Source organism: Mycolicibacterium sp. CBM1 (assembly GCF_054073305.1).
In genome coordinates, this window is record NZ_JBSXPP010000004.1 from 167,208 (window position 1) to 184,901 (window position 17,694).

Consider the following 17,694-nt stretch of genomic DNA (forward strand, 5'->3'; position numbering starts at 1 on the left):
CCGTGCGCCGGTCAGGCGCCGGTGCTGGCCTTGTACTCCCGGCGGCGCCGGTGCAGGATCGGCTCGGTGTAGCCGTTGGGCTGCGCGGTACCGGCCAGGATCAGCTCCTGAGCCGCCTGGAAGGCGATGCTGTTGTCGGGGTCTGGTGCCATCGGCTTGAAGTCGGGGTCCGACGCGTTCTGCGCGTCGACCACCGCAGCCATCCGCCGCAGGCTCTCCTTGACGTCGTCTTCGGTGATGACGCCGTGCCGCAACCAGTTGGCCAGCAGCTGGCTGGAGATTCGCAGGGTGGCGCGGTCCTCCATCAACGCGACGTCGTGGATGTCGGGGACCTTCGAGCAACCGACGCCGGCGTCGATCCAGCGCACCACGTAGCCCAGGATCGACTGGCAGTTGTTGTCGACCTCCTCGTGGATCTCCTCCGGAGACCACGCCAGCTCCTTGGCGAGCGGGATCGTCAGCAGCTCGTCCTTGGTGGTGCGGGTCTTACCGGCCAGCTCCTTGTGCACCTCGTAGACGTCCACGTAGTGGTAGTGCATGGCATGCAGGGTCGCCGCTGTCGGCGAGGGGACCCATGCCGTGGTGGCGCCGGACTTGGGCTGCCCGATCTTCTGGGCGACCATGTCGGCCATCAGATCCGTCATCGCCCACATGCCCTTGCCGATCTGGGCCTTGCCGGAGAACCCGGTGGCCAGTCCGACGTCGACGTTCTGGTCCTCGTAGGCCAGGATCCAGGGCTGGGTCTTCATCGCGCCCTTGCGGATCATCGGGCCGGCTTCCATCGAGGTGTGGATCTCGTCACCGGTGCGGTCCAGGAAGCCGGTGTTGATGAACGCCACCCGGTCGGCGGCCGCCTTGACGCAGGCCTTGAGGTTGGCCGAGGTGCGGCGCTCCTCGTCCATGATGCCGACCTTGATGGTGTTCTGCGGCAGGCCCAGCACGTCTTCGACGCGGCTGAACAGCTCGCAGGTGAACGCGACCTCGTCGGGGCCGTGCATCTTGGGCTTGACGATGTAGATCGAGCCGGTGCGGCTGTTCTGATACGGGCTGCCGTCCTCGGACTTGAGTCCGTGCATGGCGATGAGACTGGTGAACAGGGCGTCCTGGATGCCCTCGGGCACCTCGGCCCCGTCGGCGCCGTCCGCGTCGAAAACGATGGCGTCGTTGGTCATCAGGTGACCGACGTTGCGGACGAACATCAGGCTGCGCCCGGGCAGGGTGAGCTCACCGTCGTCGGGGGTCTTGTAGGTGCGGTCGTCGTTGAGCACCCGGGTGAAGGACTTGCCGCCCTTGCTGACCTCTTCGGACAGGTCACCCTTGTTCAGGCCCAGCCAGTTGCGGTAGCCCAGCACCTTGTCGTCGGCGTCGACGGCGGCCACCGAGTCCTCGAAGTCCATGATCGTGGTGATCGCAGATTCCAGCACGACGTCCTTGATGCCGGCGGCATCGGTGGACCCGATGGGCGACTCCGGGTCGATCAGGATCTCGATGTGCAGCCCGTGGTTGACCAGCAGCACCGACCAAGCGGGTTCGCCGAGTTCACCGGAGTAGCCGATGAACTTCTCCGGGCTCGCCAGCCCGGTGCTCTCTTCGCCCTGCGCGATCTGCAGCGCGCCATCGGCCACGCTGATGCCGCTGGCGTCGGCCCACGAGCCCGACTCCAGCGGAACGGCCTTGTCGAGGAACTCGCGCGCGTAGGCGATGACCTTGTCGCCGCGGACGGGGTTATATCCGCCGCCGGACCCGGTGCCCGGCTCGGCGCCGTCCTCGCTGTCGATCACGTCGGTGCCGTACAGCGCGTCGTACAGCGAACCCCAGCGTGCGTTGGCGGCATTGAGGGCGAAGCGGGCGTTGAGGATCGGGACCACCAACTGAGGACCGGCGGTCGTGGTGATCTCGGCGTCGACACCGGAGGTGGTGATGGTGAAGTCGGCCGGCTCGGGCAGTAGATAGCCGATGTCGGTGAGGAACTGCCGGTACTCGCCGGGGTCGATCCCGCCGATGATGCGCTGGCGGTGCCACTTGTCGATCTGCGCCTGCAGTTCGTCGCGGCGGGCGAGCAGATCCTGGTTCTGCGGGGTGAGGTCGGTGACGACCTTGTCCACTCCTGCCCAGAAGCTGTCTGGGTCCAACCCGGTGCCGGGTAACGCCTCGTTGGTGATGAAGTCGTACAACGCCTGCGCCACACGCAGGTTGCCCACGGGCACGCGATCGGTCATGTGTCCCTCCCTCACGACAATCAATTCATCTTACCCGCAGGTAGGGACCTCTCCGACAAAGCGTCGTAGGCCCGTGCGCCCGAACTGGGGCTCAGCAGGCGCTCGCAGCGGGCCAGCAGCGCCTGCCGCAGTGGCCGGGCGCGTTCGCTGACAACGCCCTGGCGGCGTACGTATTCCGCACGTCCGGCGGGTTCTTCCACCGCGATCGGCTCGAATCCGAAGGCGCGCAGATCATAAGGGCTGGCCCGCATGTCGAGTTCGCGGGCCTCTGCTGCCAGCTCGAGGCAGTCAACCAGGAGCTCCGAGTCCACCAGCGGTCCGAGTTTGTAGCACCACTTGTAGAGGTCCATGTTGGCGTGCAGGCAGCCGGGTTGCTCCCAGTCGATCTGCGCGGCGCGTTCGGGCACCCCGTGGTTGAGGGGGGCGGCCGCCGCGGTGAAGAACCGGTAGGCGTCGTAGTGGGTGCAGCGCAACGGCATCGCCTCGACGACGGCATCGGTGCCCGCGCCACCCAGGCGCAGCGGCACTCGGCCGTGGCGCACGGCGTCGGTGCGGTACACCATCGCCCATTCGTGCATCCCGAAGCAGCCGAGCTGAGGTGCCCGCCCGGCGGTGGCGTGCAGCAGACGTGCCACGAACCGCACGGTGCCCAGCCGGCAGCGCAGGTAATCGGCGCCCACGGTCACTCCGTTGTCGGTGCGCACATAGCCAGTGCGGTCCAGGTATTCGTCGGCCACCCCACCCGCGAGCACCACGCCGTGACCGGGGTGCCACACTCGCAGCCGGCGGGGCCGAAGGCTGTAGTAGGTGAACAGGAAGTCCCACACCGGGTGGGCTTCGCCGCGGCCGGCGCGGCGGACGTGCGGTTCGGTGAACCTGGCGACCCGGTCGCGATGCGCTGCGGCGCGGGCGGTCCAGTCCTGCGGGGCGAGCACGCGGGGGGCACCGTCAAGCACGGTGCATCCCGTCGCGGACGGTGCCGACCAGATCCTCCACCAGGTCCTCGAGAGCGACCATCGCGCACACGCCGCCGTCGGCAGCCGTCACCGACGCGAGGTGGCTGTTGTTGCGGCGCAGCAGTGACAACGCATCGGGCAGCGGCATGTCGGCGGCCACCCGGGGCAGCGGGCGCACCAGCGAGATGTCCACCACCGAGTCGGGCCGGTCGATCTGGGACAGCACGTCCTTAATGTGCAGATAGCCGAGCACGGATCCGTCGGAGCCCGTCACCGGAAAGCGGCTGTAGCCGGTCTCGGTGAGCGCCTTCTCGACCTCGCGGACCGTCGGCCCCAGGCCCGGCCCGGCCACCGGCACGGCGCGGATCTGGCTCAGCGGCACCGCGACGTCGTTGACCACCCGGTTGCGGATCTGCAGGGCCCGAGTCAGCCGAGTGTGCTCCTCGGGGTCCAGCAGCCCCTCCGAGCGGGACTCGGCGATCATCTCGGCCAGCTCGACGGTGGACACCGTCACCTCGAGTTCGTCGCGGACCTCGACGCCGAACATCTTCAGCGTCACATTGGCGGCCCAGTTGTAGAACGCGATGAAGGGCCGCGCGACCCGCACATAGGCCAGATAGAACGGCACCACCAGCATCGCCGTCTTTTCCGGCCCGGCGATCGCGATGTTCTTGGGAACCATCTCGCCGAGCAGCACGTGCAGCGTCACGACCACGGCCAGAGCCACCAGGAACGACACCGTGTGCAGCACGGCATCGGGCACACCGAGCAGGCCGAACGGCTTTTCCAGCAGGTGCGCGACGGCGGGCTCGCCGACCCGGCCCAGCAGGATCGAACAGACCGTGATGCCCAGCTGCGCGCCGGCCAGCATCAGCGAGAGTTGCTCGCCGGCCCGCAGCACCGTGACCGCACTCTTCTTGCCCTGCTCGGCCAGCGTCTCCAACCGGTCCCGGCGAGCCGAGATCAGGGCGAACTCCGAGCCCACGAAGAACGCGTTGGCCAGCAGCAGGGCCAGGGTCAGCAGCACGCCGAAGATGTCGCTACCCATCAGCGGTCCTCGCGGTCGGGTCGCGGCGCCCGAGTTCGGTCAGCACCAGCTTGTCGATGCGCCGGCCGTCCATTTCGACCACCGTGGCCAGCCAGTGCACCGGATCGTCGATGGGCCCGTCGGGATCGAAAGCCGTCAGCTCGACGGACTCGCCCGGTTCGGGAATGTGGCCCAGCCGTTCCAGCACCAGCCCGCCGATCGTCTCGTATTCGCCTTCCGGGGCGCGGAATCCGGTCGCCTCGGCCACCTCGTCGATGCGCAGCAGTCCGGTCACCCGCCAGCCCGGACCGGTTCGCTGCACGTCCGGGGTCGAGTCGTCGTGTTCGTCGCGGACGTCACCGACGATCTCCTCGATCAGGTCCTCGACGGTCACCATGCCCGCGGTACCGCCGTACTCGTCGACCACCATGGCGGTCTGCAGGCCGTGCGAGCGGACCTGGGCCATCAGCGCATCGCCGTCCAGACTGGCCGGCACCGTGGGCACCGGGATCGCCAGGGCCCGAAGCCGTGTCGTGGCCCGCTTCTCCGGTGGCTGCGCAAAAACCTGCTTGACGTGCACGATCCCGATGGTCTCGTCGAGATCTCCCTCGACGACCGGGAATCGGGAGAAGCCGGTGTCGTCGGCCGCGGCGACGAGGTCGGCGACGGTGTCGTCGGCCTGCAGCACCTCGATCTCGGTGCGCGGCGTCATGAATTCCTCAGCGATGCGGGAGCCGAACTGCAGCGACCGGTTGACCAGCGCGGCGGTGACCGGATCGAGTGAGCCGTGTTCAGCCGAGCTGCGCACCAGCGAGCCCAGCTCCTCGGGCGATCGGGCCGAGCGCAGTTCCTCGGCGGGTTCGATGCCGAGCCGGCGCAGGATCCAGTTGGCGCTGCCATTGGTCGCCTTGATCGCCGGGGTCATCAGGGTGGAGAACGCCAGCTGGAAACCGGCCGTGGCCCGCGCCGTGGGGACCGCCCTGGACACCGCCAGGTTCTTGGGCACGAGCTCGCCGAAGACCATGGATAACGACGTCGCGATCAGGATCGCCAGTGCCAGTGAGATTCCCGGCACCGCGCTGGCCGGGACGTGTACCGCCACCAGCACCGGGTCGAGCAGCCGGGCCAGGACGGGTTCGGCGAGGTAACCGGTGGCCAGCGTCGTGATCGAGATGCCCAGCTGGGCGCCGGAGAGTTGGAAAGACAGGCTGCGGTGTGCCCGCTGGACGAACGCGTCGGCGCGGTCGCCGGTGCGGGCATTGGAATCGACAGTGCTGCGTTCCAGGGCGGTCAGGGAGAACTCGGCGGCGACGAACAGCGCGGTACCCAAGGTCAGGACCGCGATCGCCAACAGGCTCAACAGGGTGACGAGGACGCTCACCGGGTTCCCACCCGACTCCGTGCGGTCATGCTGCCGGGCCGTGCGCCCGGCTGACTAGTGGAAGGTTCGGCCTCGGCCTCATCGGCGGGCCGCTCGGCCGGGGCAGCCCGCTCCGCGGGGGCCTCGACGGGTGCCTGCGGCACGGGATCCCTTTCCTCGCTGGTGGCGCAACAGCCCCTATGGTAGCGGCTCGGCGGGTGCGATCGGGGTCACCAGCCCGTCGGCAGCGGGTGCCCTTCGGCGAATCCGGCGGCTGACTGAACTCCCAGTACCACCCGTTCGTGCAGCTCGGGCAGGCTCGCCGCACCTACATAGGTGCAGGTGCTGCGGACCCCGGAGGTGATGTGGTCCAGCAGGTCCTCCACACCGCCCCGGGCGGGATCCAGCGCCATCCGCGAGGTCGAGATGCCCTCTTCGAACAACGCTTTTCGGGCCCGGTCGAACGCGCTGTCGGCGCTGGTGCGTGCGGCCACTGCTCGTTTGGAGGCCATGCCGTAGCTCTCCTTGTAGGGCCGCTTGTCCCGGTCGAACATCAGGTCGCCGGGCGACTCGTAGGTGCCGGCGAACCAGGAGCCGATCATCACGTTCGACGCGCCCGCCGCCAGCGCCAGGGCCACGTCGCGGGGGTGGCGCACCCCGCCGTCGGCCCACACATGGCCACCGAGTTCCCTTGCCGCCGTTGAACATTCGAGCACGGCGGAGAATTGGGGACGGCCGACGCCGGTCATCATCCGGGTGGTGCACATGGCGCCGGGGCCGACCCCGACCTTGACGATGTTGGCGCCCGCACCGATCAGGTCGCGGGTCCCCTCGGCGGAGACGACGTTGCCCGCGGCAAGTGGGATCCCGAGGTCGAGCGAGGCCACCGCCTTGATCGCCTCGAGCATCTTGAGTTGGTGGCCGTGAGCGGTGTCGACGACCAGGACGTCCACGCCGGCGTCGGCCAGGGCCTGCGCCTTGGCGGCCACGTCACCGTTGATGCCGACCGCTGCGGCGATGCGCAGCCTGCCCTTGGGGTCGACGGCGGGGGTGTAGATGCCGGCCCGGATCGCACCGATGCGGGTGAGCACTCCGGCCAGCGTGCCGTCGGTCTCGGTGAGCACGGCCACATCCACGGGGGCGTGCTCGAGCAGTCCGAAGATCTGCTTGGGCTCGGTGTGCACCGCAGCGGTGACGAAGTCGGTGACGGCGATGTCGCCCACTCTGGCGAACCGGTCGACGCCCGCGGTGGCGGCCTCGGTGACCAGCCCGATGGGCCGGCCCTCTAAGACCACGACGGCCGCGCCGTGGGCGCGCTTGTGGATAAGGGCCACGGCGTCGGACACCGAGTCCTGCGGGCCGAGCACCACCGGGGTGTCGGCCACCAGGTCGCGGCTCTTGACGAAGTCGACGGTCTGTTTGACCGCGTCGATCGGCAGGTCCTGGGGGAGCACGACGATGCCACCGCGGCGGGCCACGGTCTCTGCCATCCGCCGTCCGGCGACCGCGGTCATATTGGCCACCACGACGGGGATCGTGGTGCCGGTGCCGTCGGAGGTGGACAGGTCGACGTCGAAGCGGGACGCGACGTCCGAGCGGCTGGGGACGATGAAGATGTCGTCGTAGGTCAGGTCGTACGGGGGCCGATGGCCGTCGAGAAAACGCACGTACCTCAGCCTACTTCCTGGCGAGGTGGGGGTACCTCCCGCTTGCGGGGGGCGATCAGGCCTGCACCTCGCTGCGGTCGCCGCTCCACAGGGTATGGAATCGCGCGGCCGGGTCGGAGTCGGTGCGGCCGTAGGTGTGCGCGCCGAAGAAGTCACGCAGGCCCTGCGTCAGGGCCGCGGGCAGTCGCTCGGTGCGCAGTGCGTCGTAGTAGGACAGCGCCGAGGCGAAGCCGGGGACCGGGATGCCCAGTTGGGTCGCGGTCACCACGACGCGGCGCCAGCTGTCGATGCCGGCCTCGACGGCGTCGCGGAAGTACGGCGCCGAGATCAGCGTGGCCAGCTGCGGGTCCTGGTCGAACGCTTCCTTGATCCGGTTGAGGAACTTGGCCCGGATGATGCAGCCGCCGCGCCAGATGGTGGCCATGTCGCCGGGCGTGATGTCCCAGTTGTACTCGGCGCTGCCGGCCTGGATCTGGTTGAAGCCCTGGGCGTAGGCGATGATCTTCGACGCGTAAAGTGCCTTGCTCACATCATCGATGAATTGTGTTGCATCGCTGGGCTTTTCGCCCAGATCTCCGGAGGCCAGGCCGGTCGTGGCCTTGCGCTGGGCCACGGACCCCGACAGCGCGCGAGCGAACACCGCCTCGGCGATACCGGTCACCGGCACCCCGAGGTCCAGGGCCGACTTGACCGTCCAGCGGCCGGTGCCCTTCTGCTCGGCCTCGTCGAGGATGACGTCGACCAGCGGCTTACCGGTCGTGGCGTCGATCTGCTTGAGCACCTCGGCGGTGATCTCGATCAGATAGCTGTCCAGGTCACCGTTGTTCCACTCGGCGAAGATCTCGGCGATCTCGGGTGCGGTTTTGCCCAGGCCGTCGCGCAGCAGCTGATAGGCCTCACCGATCAACTGCATGTCGGAATACTCGATGCCGTTGTGCACCATCTTGACGAAGTGGCCGGCGCCGTCCGGGCCGATGTGCGTGCAGCACGGCACGCCGTCGACGTGCGCGGAGATCTCCTCGAGCAGCGGGCCCAGCGACTTGTAGGACTCGGCGGGACCACCCGGCATGATCGACGGCCCGTTGAGCGCCCCTTCCTCGCCACCGGAGATGCCGGCTCCGACGAAGTGCAGGCCGCGCTCGCGCACGGCCTTCTCGCGGCGGATGGTGTCGGTGTAGAGGGCGTTGCCGCCGTCGATGATGATGTCGCCGGGCTCGAAGACCTCGCACAGTTCGTCGATCACCGCGTCGGTCGGATCGCCGGCCTTGACCATGATCAGTGCGCGGCGAGGTCGCTCCAGCGCTGCGGCGAACTCGGCCATCGTCTCGGTGCGCACGAAGTTGCCCTCCGAGCCGTGCTGCTCCAGCAGTGCGTCGGTCTTGGCGACCGAGCGGTTATGCAGGGCGACGGTGTAGCCGTGGTGGGCGAAGTTGCGGGCGATGTTGGAGCCCATCACCGCCAATCCGGTGACGCCGATCTGCGCTGTGCCGTTCGTGCTGTCCGTCGGTGAGCTCATCGGGCGCCTTTCAGTTGTCAATGCCGGTTGTCAATGCCAGTTTATGAATGCCAGTTATGAATGTTGTTGCGGCACAGATTCTTCTAGAAGAAAAACAACCGGTGCAGCTCGGTCAGCCACGGCACCGCCACCGCCACCGTGGGAACCACCAGCACCGCCGCCGCGGCCACGTAGGCGCCGAGCGCCAACCACCGGCTGTTGGGCCGGCCACAGAGCCGGCGCACCCGGATCAGGGTAGTGGGCCCGCCGGCTGCCAGCGCGCCCGAAGGGGTATGCCCCGACGCGCAGGCGACGAGGGCGCGGGCCAGGGGAGTGGGTCCGGCGGTGCGCACCGCAGCGTCGTCGGCCAGCATCTCGACGAGCAGCCGCACCGCCGCCAGGGCGCTGCCGCTGCGGACGAAGCGGGGAAATGCGGTGTGCACGGCGACGAACGCCTCGAGCACCAAGTCGTGGCGGGCGCGCAGGTGGGCGCGTTCGTGGCCGAGGATCGCGACGAGCTCGGCCTCGGTCAGCGCCGAGAGCGTGCCTTCACTGAGTACGACGCGGCTCCGTACCCCGGGCAGGCAGTAGGCGATGGGCTCGGGGACGTGCAACACCCGCAGCCCGTGGATGCCGTATCGGCAGTCGCCGAGCAGATCGACGACCATCCGGTGATGGGCCCGCCGACGCCGGGTCGCGACGGCCACCTGCACACCGGCGATCACCATCCGGGCGCCGATCAGCAGCGTCAGGCCGAACACCAGGACGTAGGCGATCCACAGCGGCCAGCCCAGGATCTCGATCTCGCTGGTGACCGTGGCGGTGGGGCGGCCGTCAGGGCCGGGGGCGAACAGCCTGCTGGCGATCGCCAGCCCCGCGCTGAACGCCGAGAGCACCGCCGCCACCGCGATCGACTGCCACAACACAATCGCCGCACGTGGCGCCCGCGTCGGCCACGACGCCCGCGCCAGCACTGCCGGCACCGGGCCGACCAGCATCAAGGCGAGAAGGGTGAAGGCCAGCGCGGACACCCACCCATTTTCCCTTAGGCGTCGGGCGCGCCGCCAGTGGGCCAGGTTGAACGTTGTTTTGCTTCCAGCTCGGCGAGCGCACGGCGTAACGCGTCCGCCTCGTCGACACCGACCCGCTCGACGAAGTGCACCAGCGCGGACTGCCGGCTGCCCGAATCGGAGACCTGGTCGAGGGCATCGACCATCAGTCCGGCGACCAACTCGTCGCGGCCGTGGACCGGCGCGTATTGATGCGCGCGGTCGTCGCGGATCTGCGAGACCAGGTTCTTGCGGGCCAGTCGCTGCAGCACCGTCATGACGGTGGTGTACGCCAGATCGCGCTCTGCGCAGAGGGCCTCGTGGACCTGACGAACCGTGAGTGGCTCCCCAGCGGCCCACAGATGGTCCATCACCGCGCGTTCAAGTTCGCCGAGACGAGTCAACTTGGCCATTTCCGTTTCATCTCCGTTGCAGTGAGTCAAGGGTACTCCCGGTTACTACCGCGCGTCGTACCTAAGTTGTTGGGTTAACTCCGGTGACCCGCGCGGTGTTCCCCGTCGGCCGCGCCGCGACCCGAAGGAGCAGGTCAAACGGCACCATCGTGGAGAACTGTGATGGTCTTCACATAAGGCAAGGCTGTACTGATCACCACCTCTTCTGGTTAGGCTAACCTAACTCTAGCGAGGAGGTGTTGTGACCACAGCCGTGGTGGACCCGTTGATCAGCAGCATGACGATTCGCCAACTGCTGCCTTTGCACGAATCCAGTCGTCGGCTGCGACGGCTGAGCCCGGAATCCCCCCGGGTGCACGGCGTCGCGGTGATGGGTGACCTGTCGCGGCGGCGGTGGTGGTCACTGGAATCGGTGACGACGACCAACCGGCTCACCGCGATGTTCGAGGCGTCCACCGCCGAACTCGGTAATCGTCGGGCCGTCGCCCAGCAGCTGGCTGCCACGTTCGCCCACGCTGTGGTGGGCCGGGTGGTGACGCTGCTTGTGCTCGAAGGCCGCGCCTGGGATGCCGGTCCGGGCAATCTCTGGATGCACGTCGACTCCGAGGGGGCGATCGACTGGGCGGCGGTGGTAGACCCGACGCTGCGGGTCCTGCCCGACGATCCGGCGACGACCGGAGTCGTACGGTTGCCCAACGAACCGGCGCTGGCGACATGGACTGCGCACCGTTGCCATCGCTCGCTCGAGCCCATCTTCGAGGGCTTGCACCAGCTCAGCCGGGGAGCTCTCACGTCGGCGGCGATGTGGCAGATGGTTGGCTCCGCCGTCGTCATCACCGCTACCCAGGTGCCGCTGATGACGGGCAGTGGAGAGTTGACCTGCATGCGTCGCGGGCAGGCCGTCCTCGATGCGTTCCATGGGTTTGGCCTGCCGGTGCGGGCCCTGGGCCGGACGGGGACGTGACTCTTTTGTCGGGACGTAGCTTGTCGGGACGTAGCTGTTGCTACTTAGGCAAGCCTTGCCTATTCTAACTACATCCGAACGAACGGACCGCGCCGGAGTCCTGTGGGCTGCAGAGACCCCCGGTCCATCCCAGGGACGGGCCCCGCATGGTGATGTTGCGGGGCCCGTCCTTCTTCCTGTGCCGCCGCGGTGTAGACACAGATGCGTGCAATCAGACTCGTCGCCGGCCGAACAGGTCGACTTCGCGGCCCCATTCGACGCCCTGATCGGCCTGGAATTCACCGAACTGACGCCCGACGGCGCCAGGGCGCACCTGCCCGTCGCCCCCAAGCTGCTGCAGCCGATAGGCATCGTGCACGGCGGCGTCTACTGCTCGATGATCGAATCGATTGCCAGCACGGCGGCCTATGTGTGGCTCCAGGCCAACGGCGGCGGCAACGTCGTCGGTGTGAACAACAACACCGACTTCCTGCGCGCCATTTCCGCGGGCACCGTCCACGGGGTCGCCGAGCCGCTGCACCGCGGCCGTCGCCAGCAGCTGTGGGTGGTGACCATCCGCGACGACGACGACCGCCTGATCGCCCGCGGTCAGGTGCGGCTGCAGAACCTCGAAGCCGCGCCGCCGCAGCGGTAGGCCGCTGATGCCGACCTGCTGATCGCGCGCGGGCGTGGCAGGATCGCCCACTATGCGATTGTCCCCGCATGAAACCGACCGGCTGCTCATCTCGTATGCCGCTGACCTCGCCCGCCGGCGACAGGCCCGCGGGCTGCGGCTCAACCACCCGGAGGCCGTCGCGCTGATCACCGACCACGTCCTGGAGGGGGCCAGGGACGGCCGCACCGTGGCCGAACTGATGGTCAGCGGACGCGACGTGCTCAGCCGCGACGACGTCATGGACGGCGTGCCCGAGATGCTGCACGACGTCCAGGTGGAGGCCACCTTCCCGGACGGCACCAAACTGGTCACCGTCCACCACCCCATCCCATGAGGCGCTGGAGCACCCGATGATCCCCGGAGAAGTCTTCCTCGCCGACGGTGCCATCGAGATCAACGCCGGCGCGACCAGGCTGGAGCTGGAGATCGTCAACACCGGCGACCGGCCGGTGCAGGTCGGCAGTCACGTCCATCTGCCCCAGGCCAACGCCGCGTTGTCCTTCGACCGCTCGGCTGCACACGGCCACCGCTTCGACATTCCGGCCGGCACCGCGATCCGGTTCGAACCTGGTGTGGTCCAACGGGTCTCACTGGTGCCGCTGGGTGGATCGCGGGAGGTCCACGGTCTGAGTCTGAACCCGCCGGGAAAGTTGTGATGCCGATGAGCGCTTGCGCGAAGAGAGACGACCGATGAGCGAGTTGTCCCGGGCGCGGTACGCCGCACTCTTCGGACCGACCACCGGTGACCGGATCCGGCTGGCCGACACCGATCTGATCGTCGAGATCACCGAGGACCGCAGCGGCGGACCCGGCCTGGCCGGTGACGAGGCGGTGTTCGGCGGCGGCAAGGTGCTGCGGGAGTCGATGGGCCAGGGCCGGGCCACCCGCGCCGACGGCGCCCCCGACACGGTGATCACCGGTGCGGTGATCATCGACTACTGGGGAATCATCAAGGCCGACATCGGGATCCGGGACGGGCGCATCGTCGCCATCGGCAAGGCCGGCAACCCCGAGATCATGTCCGGTGTGCACCCCGATCTGGTGGTCGGCCCGTCGACGGAGATCATCGCAGGCAACGGCAGGATTCTCACCGCCGGCGCCGTCGACTGTCACGTGCACCTGATCTGCCCGCAGATCATGGAGGAGGCCATCGGCGCCGGCATCACCACCATCGTGGCCGGCGGCACCGGGCCCGCGGAAGGTTCCAAGGCCACCACCGTCACCCCCGGTGCCTGGCACCTGGCCCGCATGCTGGAATCGATGGACCACTGGCCGCTGAACGTCGCGCTGCTAGGCAAAGGGAACACCGTGTCCACCGAGGCCATGTGGGAGCAATTGCGGGCTGGCGCAGCTGGTTTCAAGCTGCACGAGGACTGGGGGACCACGCCGGCGGCCATCGACGCCTGCCTGACGGTCGCCGACGCCGCGGGTGTGCAGGCCAACATCCACACCGACACCCTCAATGAGGCCGGCTTCGTCGAGGACACCCTGGCCGCGATCAACGGCCGCAACATCCACGCCTATCACACCGAGGGCGCCGGCGGCGGCCATGCACCCGACATCATCACCGTGGCGTCCGAGCCCCACGTGCTGCCCAGTTCGACCAACCCCACCCGGCCGCACACCGTCAACACCCTCGACGAGCACCTGGACATGTTGATGGTGTGCCATCACCTCAACTCCAGCGTCCCCGAGGATCTGGCGTTCGCCGAGAGCCGGATCCGGCCCTCGACCATCGCCGCCGAGGACCTGCTGCACGACATCGGAGCAATCTCGATGATCGGCAGCGACGCGCAGGCGATGGGTCGCATCGGCGAGGTGGTGATGCGTACCTGGCAGACCGCGCACGTGATGAAGAAGCGGCGCGGCGCGCTCGACGGTGACGGTGCGGCCGACAACAACCGGGTGCGCCGTTACGTCGCCAAGTACACGATCTGCCCGGCCGTCGCGCACGGGATGGACCACGAGATCGGCTCGGTCGAGGTGGGCAAGATGGCCGACCTGGTGCTGTGGGAGCCGGCGTTCTTCGGGGTGCGCCCGCACGTGGTGGTCAAGGGCGGCATGATCGCCTGGGCGGCGATGGGCGACGCCAACGCCTCCATCCCGACTCCCCAGCCGGTGTTGCCGCGCCCGATGTTCGGAGCCGCACCCGCCGCCGCGGCGGCCACCTCGGTGCATTTCGTCGCCCCACAGGCCATTGAGGACGGACTGGCCGACCGGCTCGCGGTCAACCGCCGGCTGGTGCCGGTGGGCAACGTGCGCGCGATCGGCAAGGCCCAGATGCCGCTCAACGACGCCATGCCCCGCATCGAGGTCGACCCCGACACCTTCACCGTGCGCATCGACGGCGAGGTGTGGGCCGAGCAGCCCGCCACCGAGCTGCCGATGGCACAGCGCTACTTCCTGTTCTGACGACATTCCGATGTCTATAGATTCCCCGTCGCTTCGCTCGGCCTCGTCGCTGATCACCCTGCTGGTCTTGGCCGACTCCCGGCTACCCACCGGCGGGCACGTGCATTCCGGCGGTGTCGAGGAGGCCGTGACCAGCCGGCGGGTGGTCGACCTCAGCACGCTGGAGGCCTACCTGCGCCGTCGCATCCGGACCAGCGGCCTGGTGACCGCCTCGATCGCGGCGGCGGTGCACCGCGGTGAGCTGACCGAGCCCGTCGCCGACGCCGAGACCGACGCCCGCACACCGGCTCCCGCCGCAAGGCACGCCTCACGCGCGCAGGGGCGCGGATTGTTGCGGCTGGCGCGACGGGTCTGGCCGTCGGACACCTGGGATGCGCTCGGCGCCCGCCCGCACCTGGCCGTGGCGGCCGGCCGGGTCGGCGATGTGAGCGGGATACAGCCGGAGCAGACCGCCCTGTCGGTGGTATACACCACGATGAGCGGGACGGCTACCGCCGCGCAGCGCCTGCTGGCGCTCGACCCGGCCGATGTCGCGGCATTGACGTTCACCCTGGCGCCACTGTGCGAGCAGACCGCCCACGAGGCGCTCGCTGAGCCCGCCGACCTGTCCGATCCGCTGCTCGACGAGCTGGCCCAAAGCCACGCCCAGCGAGAGCGTCCGTTGTTCGTCTCCTGAAAGTAGTGGTATGCCTCCACATTTCCTCTCCGGCGAGTCTGCCGGCCAGCCGCACAGCCACGCCGATCGGCCCCGGCGGGTGCGTCAGCCGGGGGAACCGCTACGCATCGGTATCGGCGGCCCGGTGGGCTCCGGGAAGACCGCCCTAGTGGCCGCCCTGTGTCGGCAGCTGCGCGACGAGCTGTCGCTAGCGGTGCTCACCAATGACATCTACACCACCGAGGACGCCGACTTCCTCCGCCGGCACGCGGTGCTGCCCGACGACCGGATCGCGGCCGTGCAGACCGGCGGTTGCCCGCACACCGCGATCCGCGACGACATCACCGCCAACCTCGACGCCATCGACGACCTGATCGAGGGCCACTCCGCTCCGGCCGACCGGCTGGACCTGATCCTGGTCGAGTCCGGCGGGGACAATCTGACCGCGACGTTCTCCTCCGGACTGGTCGACGTGCAGATCTTCGTCGTCGACGTGGCCGGCGGGGACAAGGTGCCGCGCAAGGGTGGCCCGGGCGTGACGTTCTCGGATCTGTTGGTGGTCAACAAGACCGACCTGGCCCCACTGGTCGGCGCCGATCTGGACGTCATGCGCCGCGACGCCGCCAAGGTGCGTGAGGGCCGTCCGACGGTACTGATCTCCCTGACCGAGGACCCGGCCGCATCGCCGGTGCTGGCCTGGGTGCGCGAGCAACTGCGCGTCGACCAGCCGGCCTGAACCGCCCGTGCACTCCGATGTCCTCGTGGTGGCCCAGCCCGGACGGCTGCCCCGCATCGAGTGCCGCGGCGGCCTCGCCGCCCGCCGCACCGAGCCACAGACCGTCCACCTGGTGTCGGCGGCCGCGACGCCGCTGGGCGGGGACACCATCGCGATCCGAGTGATCGTGGAACCGGGTGCGCGGTTGCGGCTGCGCACCGCCGCCGCCACCGTCGTGCTGCCCGGCGCAGGCACCCGCGAATCGCGGTCCTGCTGGACCTTCGAGGTCGGCGGCGAGTTGGACGTCGACCCCGAGCCGACCGTCGTCGCCGCCGATGCCCGCCACCTCAGCCACGTGCGCGCGGCGCTGTCCGATACCGCCACCTTCCGGATCCGGGAACGGGTTCAGATTGGCAGAAGCGGTGAACAAGAAGGCTTTTGGAGTGGCACGGTCCACGCCGACGTGAATACCGGCCCACTGCTGCGGCATCGAGTCGAACTCGGCGCCGGCGCGGTCGCCGACGACGCATTGGGTCGGCCGCTAGCCATGGTGAGCGAACTGCGCTACCCGCAGGTCGAGGCGGGAGACGATGCCGCGGGCGTCACGCTGGCGCTGGCCGGCGGCGGTGCCCTGTCGACCTGGCAGGGTGACCGGCTCTACTCGTGACGGCCGGCGAGCATCAACACCAGCCGGGCCCCGCCCAGCGGGCTGGTCGTCAACGATGCTGTGCCGCCGTGCAATTCAGCTTGTTGGGCGACCAGTGCCAGGCCGAGCCCCGACCCGGAGCGTGACGCGGTCGAACCGCGGGAGAACCGTTCGAACACCGCAGCGCGCTCGTCTTCGGGTACCCCGCTGCCGTTGTCGTCGATGATGATCTGCACCCCGTCGGCGGAGCTGCTCACCGAGAGCTGAACCTCGGTGGCACCGCCGTGCTTGACCGCGTTGGCGATCGCGTTGTCGATGACCAGCCGCAGCCCGACCGGCAGGCCGACCATCAGCACCGCGGGGGAGGGTACCAGCGAGACCTTCAGGTCGGAATAGATCCGCTCGGCGTCGTGGGCGGCCCGGTCGAGCAGCTCGGTGACGTCGAACGGCACGAAGTCGTCGGCGGTCGTCAACTCGCCCTGAGCCAGGCGCTCCAGCGCGGTCAGCGTGGCTTCGATGCGGCTCTGGGTTCGGATGACGTCACCGATCACCTCGTCGCGCTGTTCGGCCGCCAGATCCAGCGTGGAGAGCACCTCGAGGTTGGTGCGCATGGCGGTCAGGGGCGTGCGTAACTCGTGGGAGGCCACCGCGGCGAAGTCCCGCGCCGACTCCAGTGCGGCCCGGGTGCGGGCCTGTTCGTCGCCGATTCGGGCCAGCATGCCTTCGACGGCTTCGGCGATCTCCACCGCCTCCTTGACCCCGCGCACCTGCACCTCGTCCGGGTTGGACTGGGCGTTGATGGCGCGGGCCTGTTGGGCCAACACTCGGAAGGGGTTGATCATGATCAACGAGATCAGCCACCCGACCACGATGGTTCCGGCGATCACGCCGGCACAGATCAACAACACCCGCACGTGCAGTTCGGCGATCCGGCGCTGCGTCTCGGCTACCGGGGCGCCCAGGGCGATCGACGCGCCGGCCACCGAAAACGTCCGCACCCGGTATTCGACGCCGTCGATGGTGGTGTTGGCGTAGCCGTTTCCCAGCGCGGGCAACACGATGCCGGCCGGCACCGACATGGCCGTCGGACCAACCCGCACGGTCCGCACCAGGTTGCCGTCCGGGGTGGGCGCACCCACCCCGCCCGGCGCGGAGGTGGTCAGCAGCGAGCTGAAGTCACCGAGACTGCTCACCGAATCGAGCCGGCGGTCGAGCTGACTGTACTGATCGTGGGTGACCCCGACCCACACCCAGGTGCCGAGGGTCAGCACCAGAATCACCACCGACAGGGCCGCGACGATGACGATGGTGCGCAGCGAGAGCATGCGCGTGGGCAGCCGCTGCAGCACGCGGTAGACGATCTCCTCGGGCTTCACGACCACGGCGCCACGCCTGTGCTCGGCGTGCCGAGCGCGCGGGGGTGGATCACGCCGACCACCTTAAGGCCCGCCTCGCGACGAG

At 68.9% G+C, this 17,694-nt stretch carries 17 protein-coding genes; 8 read left to right on the forward strand and 9 right to left on the reverse strand.

Features of this window, described 5'->3' with window-relative positions:
• Window positions 1-11: 11 nt before the first annotated feature.
• The 8 genes from ACXDF8_RS07045 to ACXDF8_RS07080 all read right to left on the reverse strand — a co-directional run bounded on the left by ACXDF8_RS07045 (window position 12) and on the right by ACXDF8_RS07080 (window position 10,186).
• Entirely contained in the window at window positions 12-2,219 is a 2,208-nt protein-coding gene (locus ACXDF8_RS07045; protein WP_457222530.1) for a malate synthase G, read from the reverse strand.
• 20 nt (window positions 2,220-2,239) lie between these two features.
• The gene (locus ACXDF8_RS07050) at window positions 2,240-3,175 is read right to left on the reverse strand and encodes a 3-methyladenine DNA glycosylase (protein WP_457222531.1); all 936 of its coding nucleotides are present in this window, start codon (window positions 3,173-3,175) and stop codon (window positions 2,240-2,242) included.
• Entirely contained in the window at window positions 3,168-4,223 is a 1,056-nt protein-coding gene (locus ACXDF8_RS07055) for a hemolysin family protein (RefSeq protein WP_457222532.1), read from the reverse strand. Before ACXDF8_RS07055 ends, ACXDF8_RS07050 begins: the two co-directional genes overlap by 8 nt.
• The gene (locus ACXDF8_RS07060; RefSeq protein ID WP_457222533.1) at window positions 4,216-5,583 is read right to left on the reverse strand and encodes a hemolysin family protein; all 1,368 of its coding nucleotides are present in this window, start codon (window positions 5,581-5,583) and stop codon (window positions 4,216-4,218) included. The genes ACXDF8_RS07055 and ACXDF8_RS07060 overlap by 8 nt, the downstream gene beginning before the upstream one ends.
• Window positions 5,584-5,792: 209 nt before the next feature.
• Complete coding sequence (locus ACXDF8_RS07065) at window positions 5,793-7,229, reverse strand: GuaB1 family IMP dehydrogenase-related protein (RefSeq protein ID WP_457222534.1); 1,437 nt, start codon at window positions 7,227-7,229, stop codon at window positions 5,793-5,795.
• Between the two features lie 55 nt (window positions 7,230-7,284).
• Window positions 7,285-8,745: an NADP-dependent phosphogluconate dehydrogenase gene (gene gndA / locus ACXDF8_RS07070; protein WP_457222535.1), complete on the reverse strand. Its 1,461-nt coding sequence runs from the start codon at window positions 8,743-8,745 to the stop codon at window positions 7,285-7,287.
• Window positions 8,746-8,828: 83 nt separating this feature from the next.
• Complete coding sequence (locus tag ACXDF8_RS07075; RefSeq protein ID WP_457222536.1) at window positions 8,829-9,755, reverse strand: M56 family metallopeptidase; 927 nt, start codon at window positions 9,753-9,755, stop codon at window positions 8,829-8,831.
• Between the two features lie 14 nt (window positions 9,756-9,769).
• Window positions 9,770-10,186, reverse strand: coding sequence for a BlaI/MecI/CopY family transcriptional regulator (locus tag ACXDF8_RS07080; RefSeq protein WP_457222537.1), 417 nt, complete (start codon window positions 10,184-10,186; stop codon window positions 9,770-9,772).
• Window positions 10,187-10,427: 241 nt separating this feature from the next.
• On the opposite strand from ACXDF8_RS07080, the gene ACXDF8_RS07085 reads away from it, so the two are divergent.
• The 8 genes from ACXDF8_RS07085 to ACXDF8_RS07120 all read left to right on the forward strand — a co-directional run bounded on the left by ACXDF8_RS07085 (window position 10,428) and on the right by ACXDF8_RS07120 (window position 16,254).
• Window positions 10,428-11,150, forward strand: coding sequence for an iron reductase (locus ACXDF8_RS07085; RefSeq protein ID WP_457222538.1), 723 nt, complete (start codon window positions 10,428-10,430; stop codon window positions 11,148-11,150).
• Between the two features lie 205 nt (window positions 11,151-11,355).
• Window positions 11,356-11,784, forward strand: coding sequence for a PaaI family thioesterase (locus ACXDF8_RS07090; RefSeq protein ID WP_457222539.1), 429 nt, complete (start codon window positions 11,356-11,358; stop codon window positions 11,782-11,784).
• 52 nt (window positions 11,785-11,836) lie between these two features.
• On the forward strand, window positions 11,837-12,139 hold the full coding sequence (locus ACXDF8_RS07095) for an urease subunit gamma (protein WP_457222540.1): 303 nt from the start codon (window positions 11,837-11,839) through the stop codon (window positions 12,137-12,139).
• A 16-nt stretch (window positions 12,140-12,155) separates the two neighbouring features.
• Window positions 12,156-12,461, forward strand: a complete 306-nt coding sequence (locus ACXDF8_RS07100; protein WP_457222541.1) for an urease subunit beta — start codon at window positions 12,156-12,158, stop codon at window positions 12,459-12,461.
• A gap of 34 nt (window positions 12,462-12,495) precedes the next feature.
• Window positions 12,496-14,217, forward strand: coding sequence for an urease subunit alpha (locus tag ACXDF8_RS07105; RefSeq protein ID WP_457222542.1), 1,722 nt, complete (start codon window positions 12,496-12,498; stop codon window positions 14,215-14,217).
• Window positions 14,218-14,227: 10 nt separating this feature from the next.
• Window positions 14,228-14,893 (forward strand): urease accessory protein UreF, encoded by a 666-nt coding sequence (locus ACXDF8_RS07110; protein WP_457222543.1) that lies wholly within the window; start codon window positions 14,228-14,230, stop codon window positions 14,891-14,893.
• A 10-nt stretch (window positions 14,894-14,903) separates the two neighbouring features.
• A complete protein-coding gene (gene ureG / locus ACXDF8_RS07115; protein ID WP_457222544.1) occupies window positions 14,904-15,608 on the forward strand; it encodes an urease accessory protein UreG in 705 nt (234 codons plus the stop codon).
• A 7-nt stretch (window positions 15,609-15,615) separates the two neighbouring features.
• The gene (locus ACXDF8_RS07120; RefSeq protein WP_457222545.1) at window positions 15,616-16,254 is read left to right on the forward strand and encodes an urease accessory protein UreD; all 639 of its coding nucleotides are present in this window, start codon (window positions 15,616-15,618) and stop codon (window positions 16,252-16,254) included.
• Here ACXDF8_RS07120 and ACXDF8_RS07125 read toward each other — a convergent pair.
• On the reverse strand, window positions 16,245-17,558 hold the full coding sequence (locus tag ACXDF8_RS07125) for a sensor histidine kinase (RefSeq protein WP_457222710.1): 1,314 nt from the start codon (window positions 17,556-17,558) through the stop codon (window positions 16,245-16,247). The two genes, ACXDF8_RS07120 and ACXDF8_RS07125, sit on opposite strands and share 10 nt — an antisense overlap.
• Window positions 17,559-17,694 lie beyond the last annotated feature (136 nt).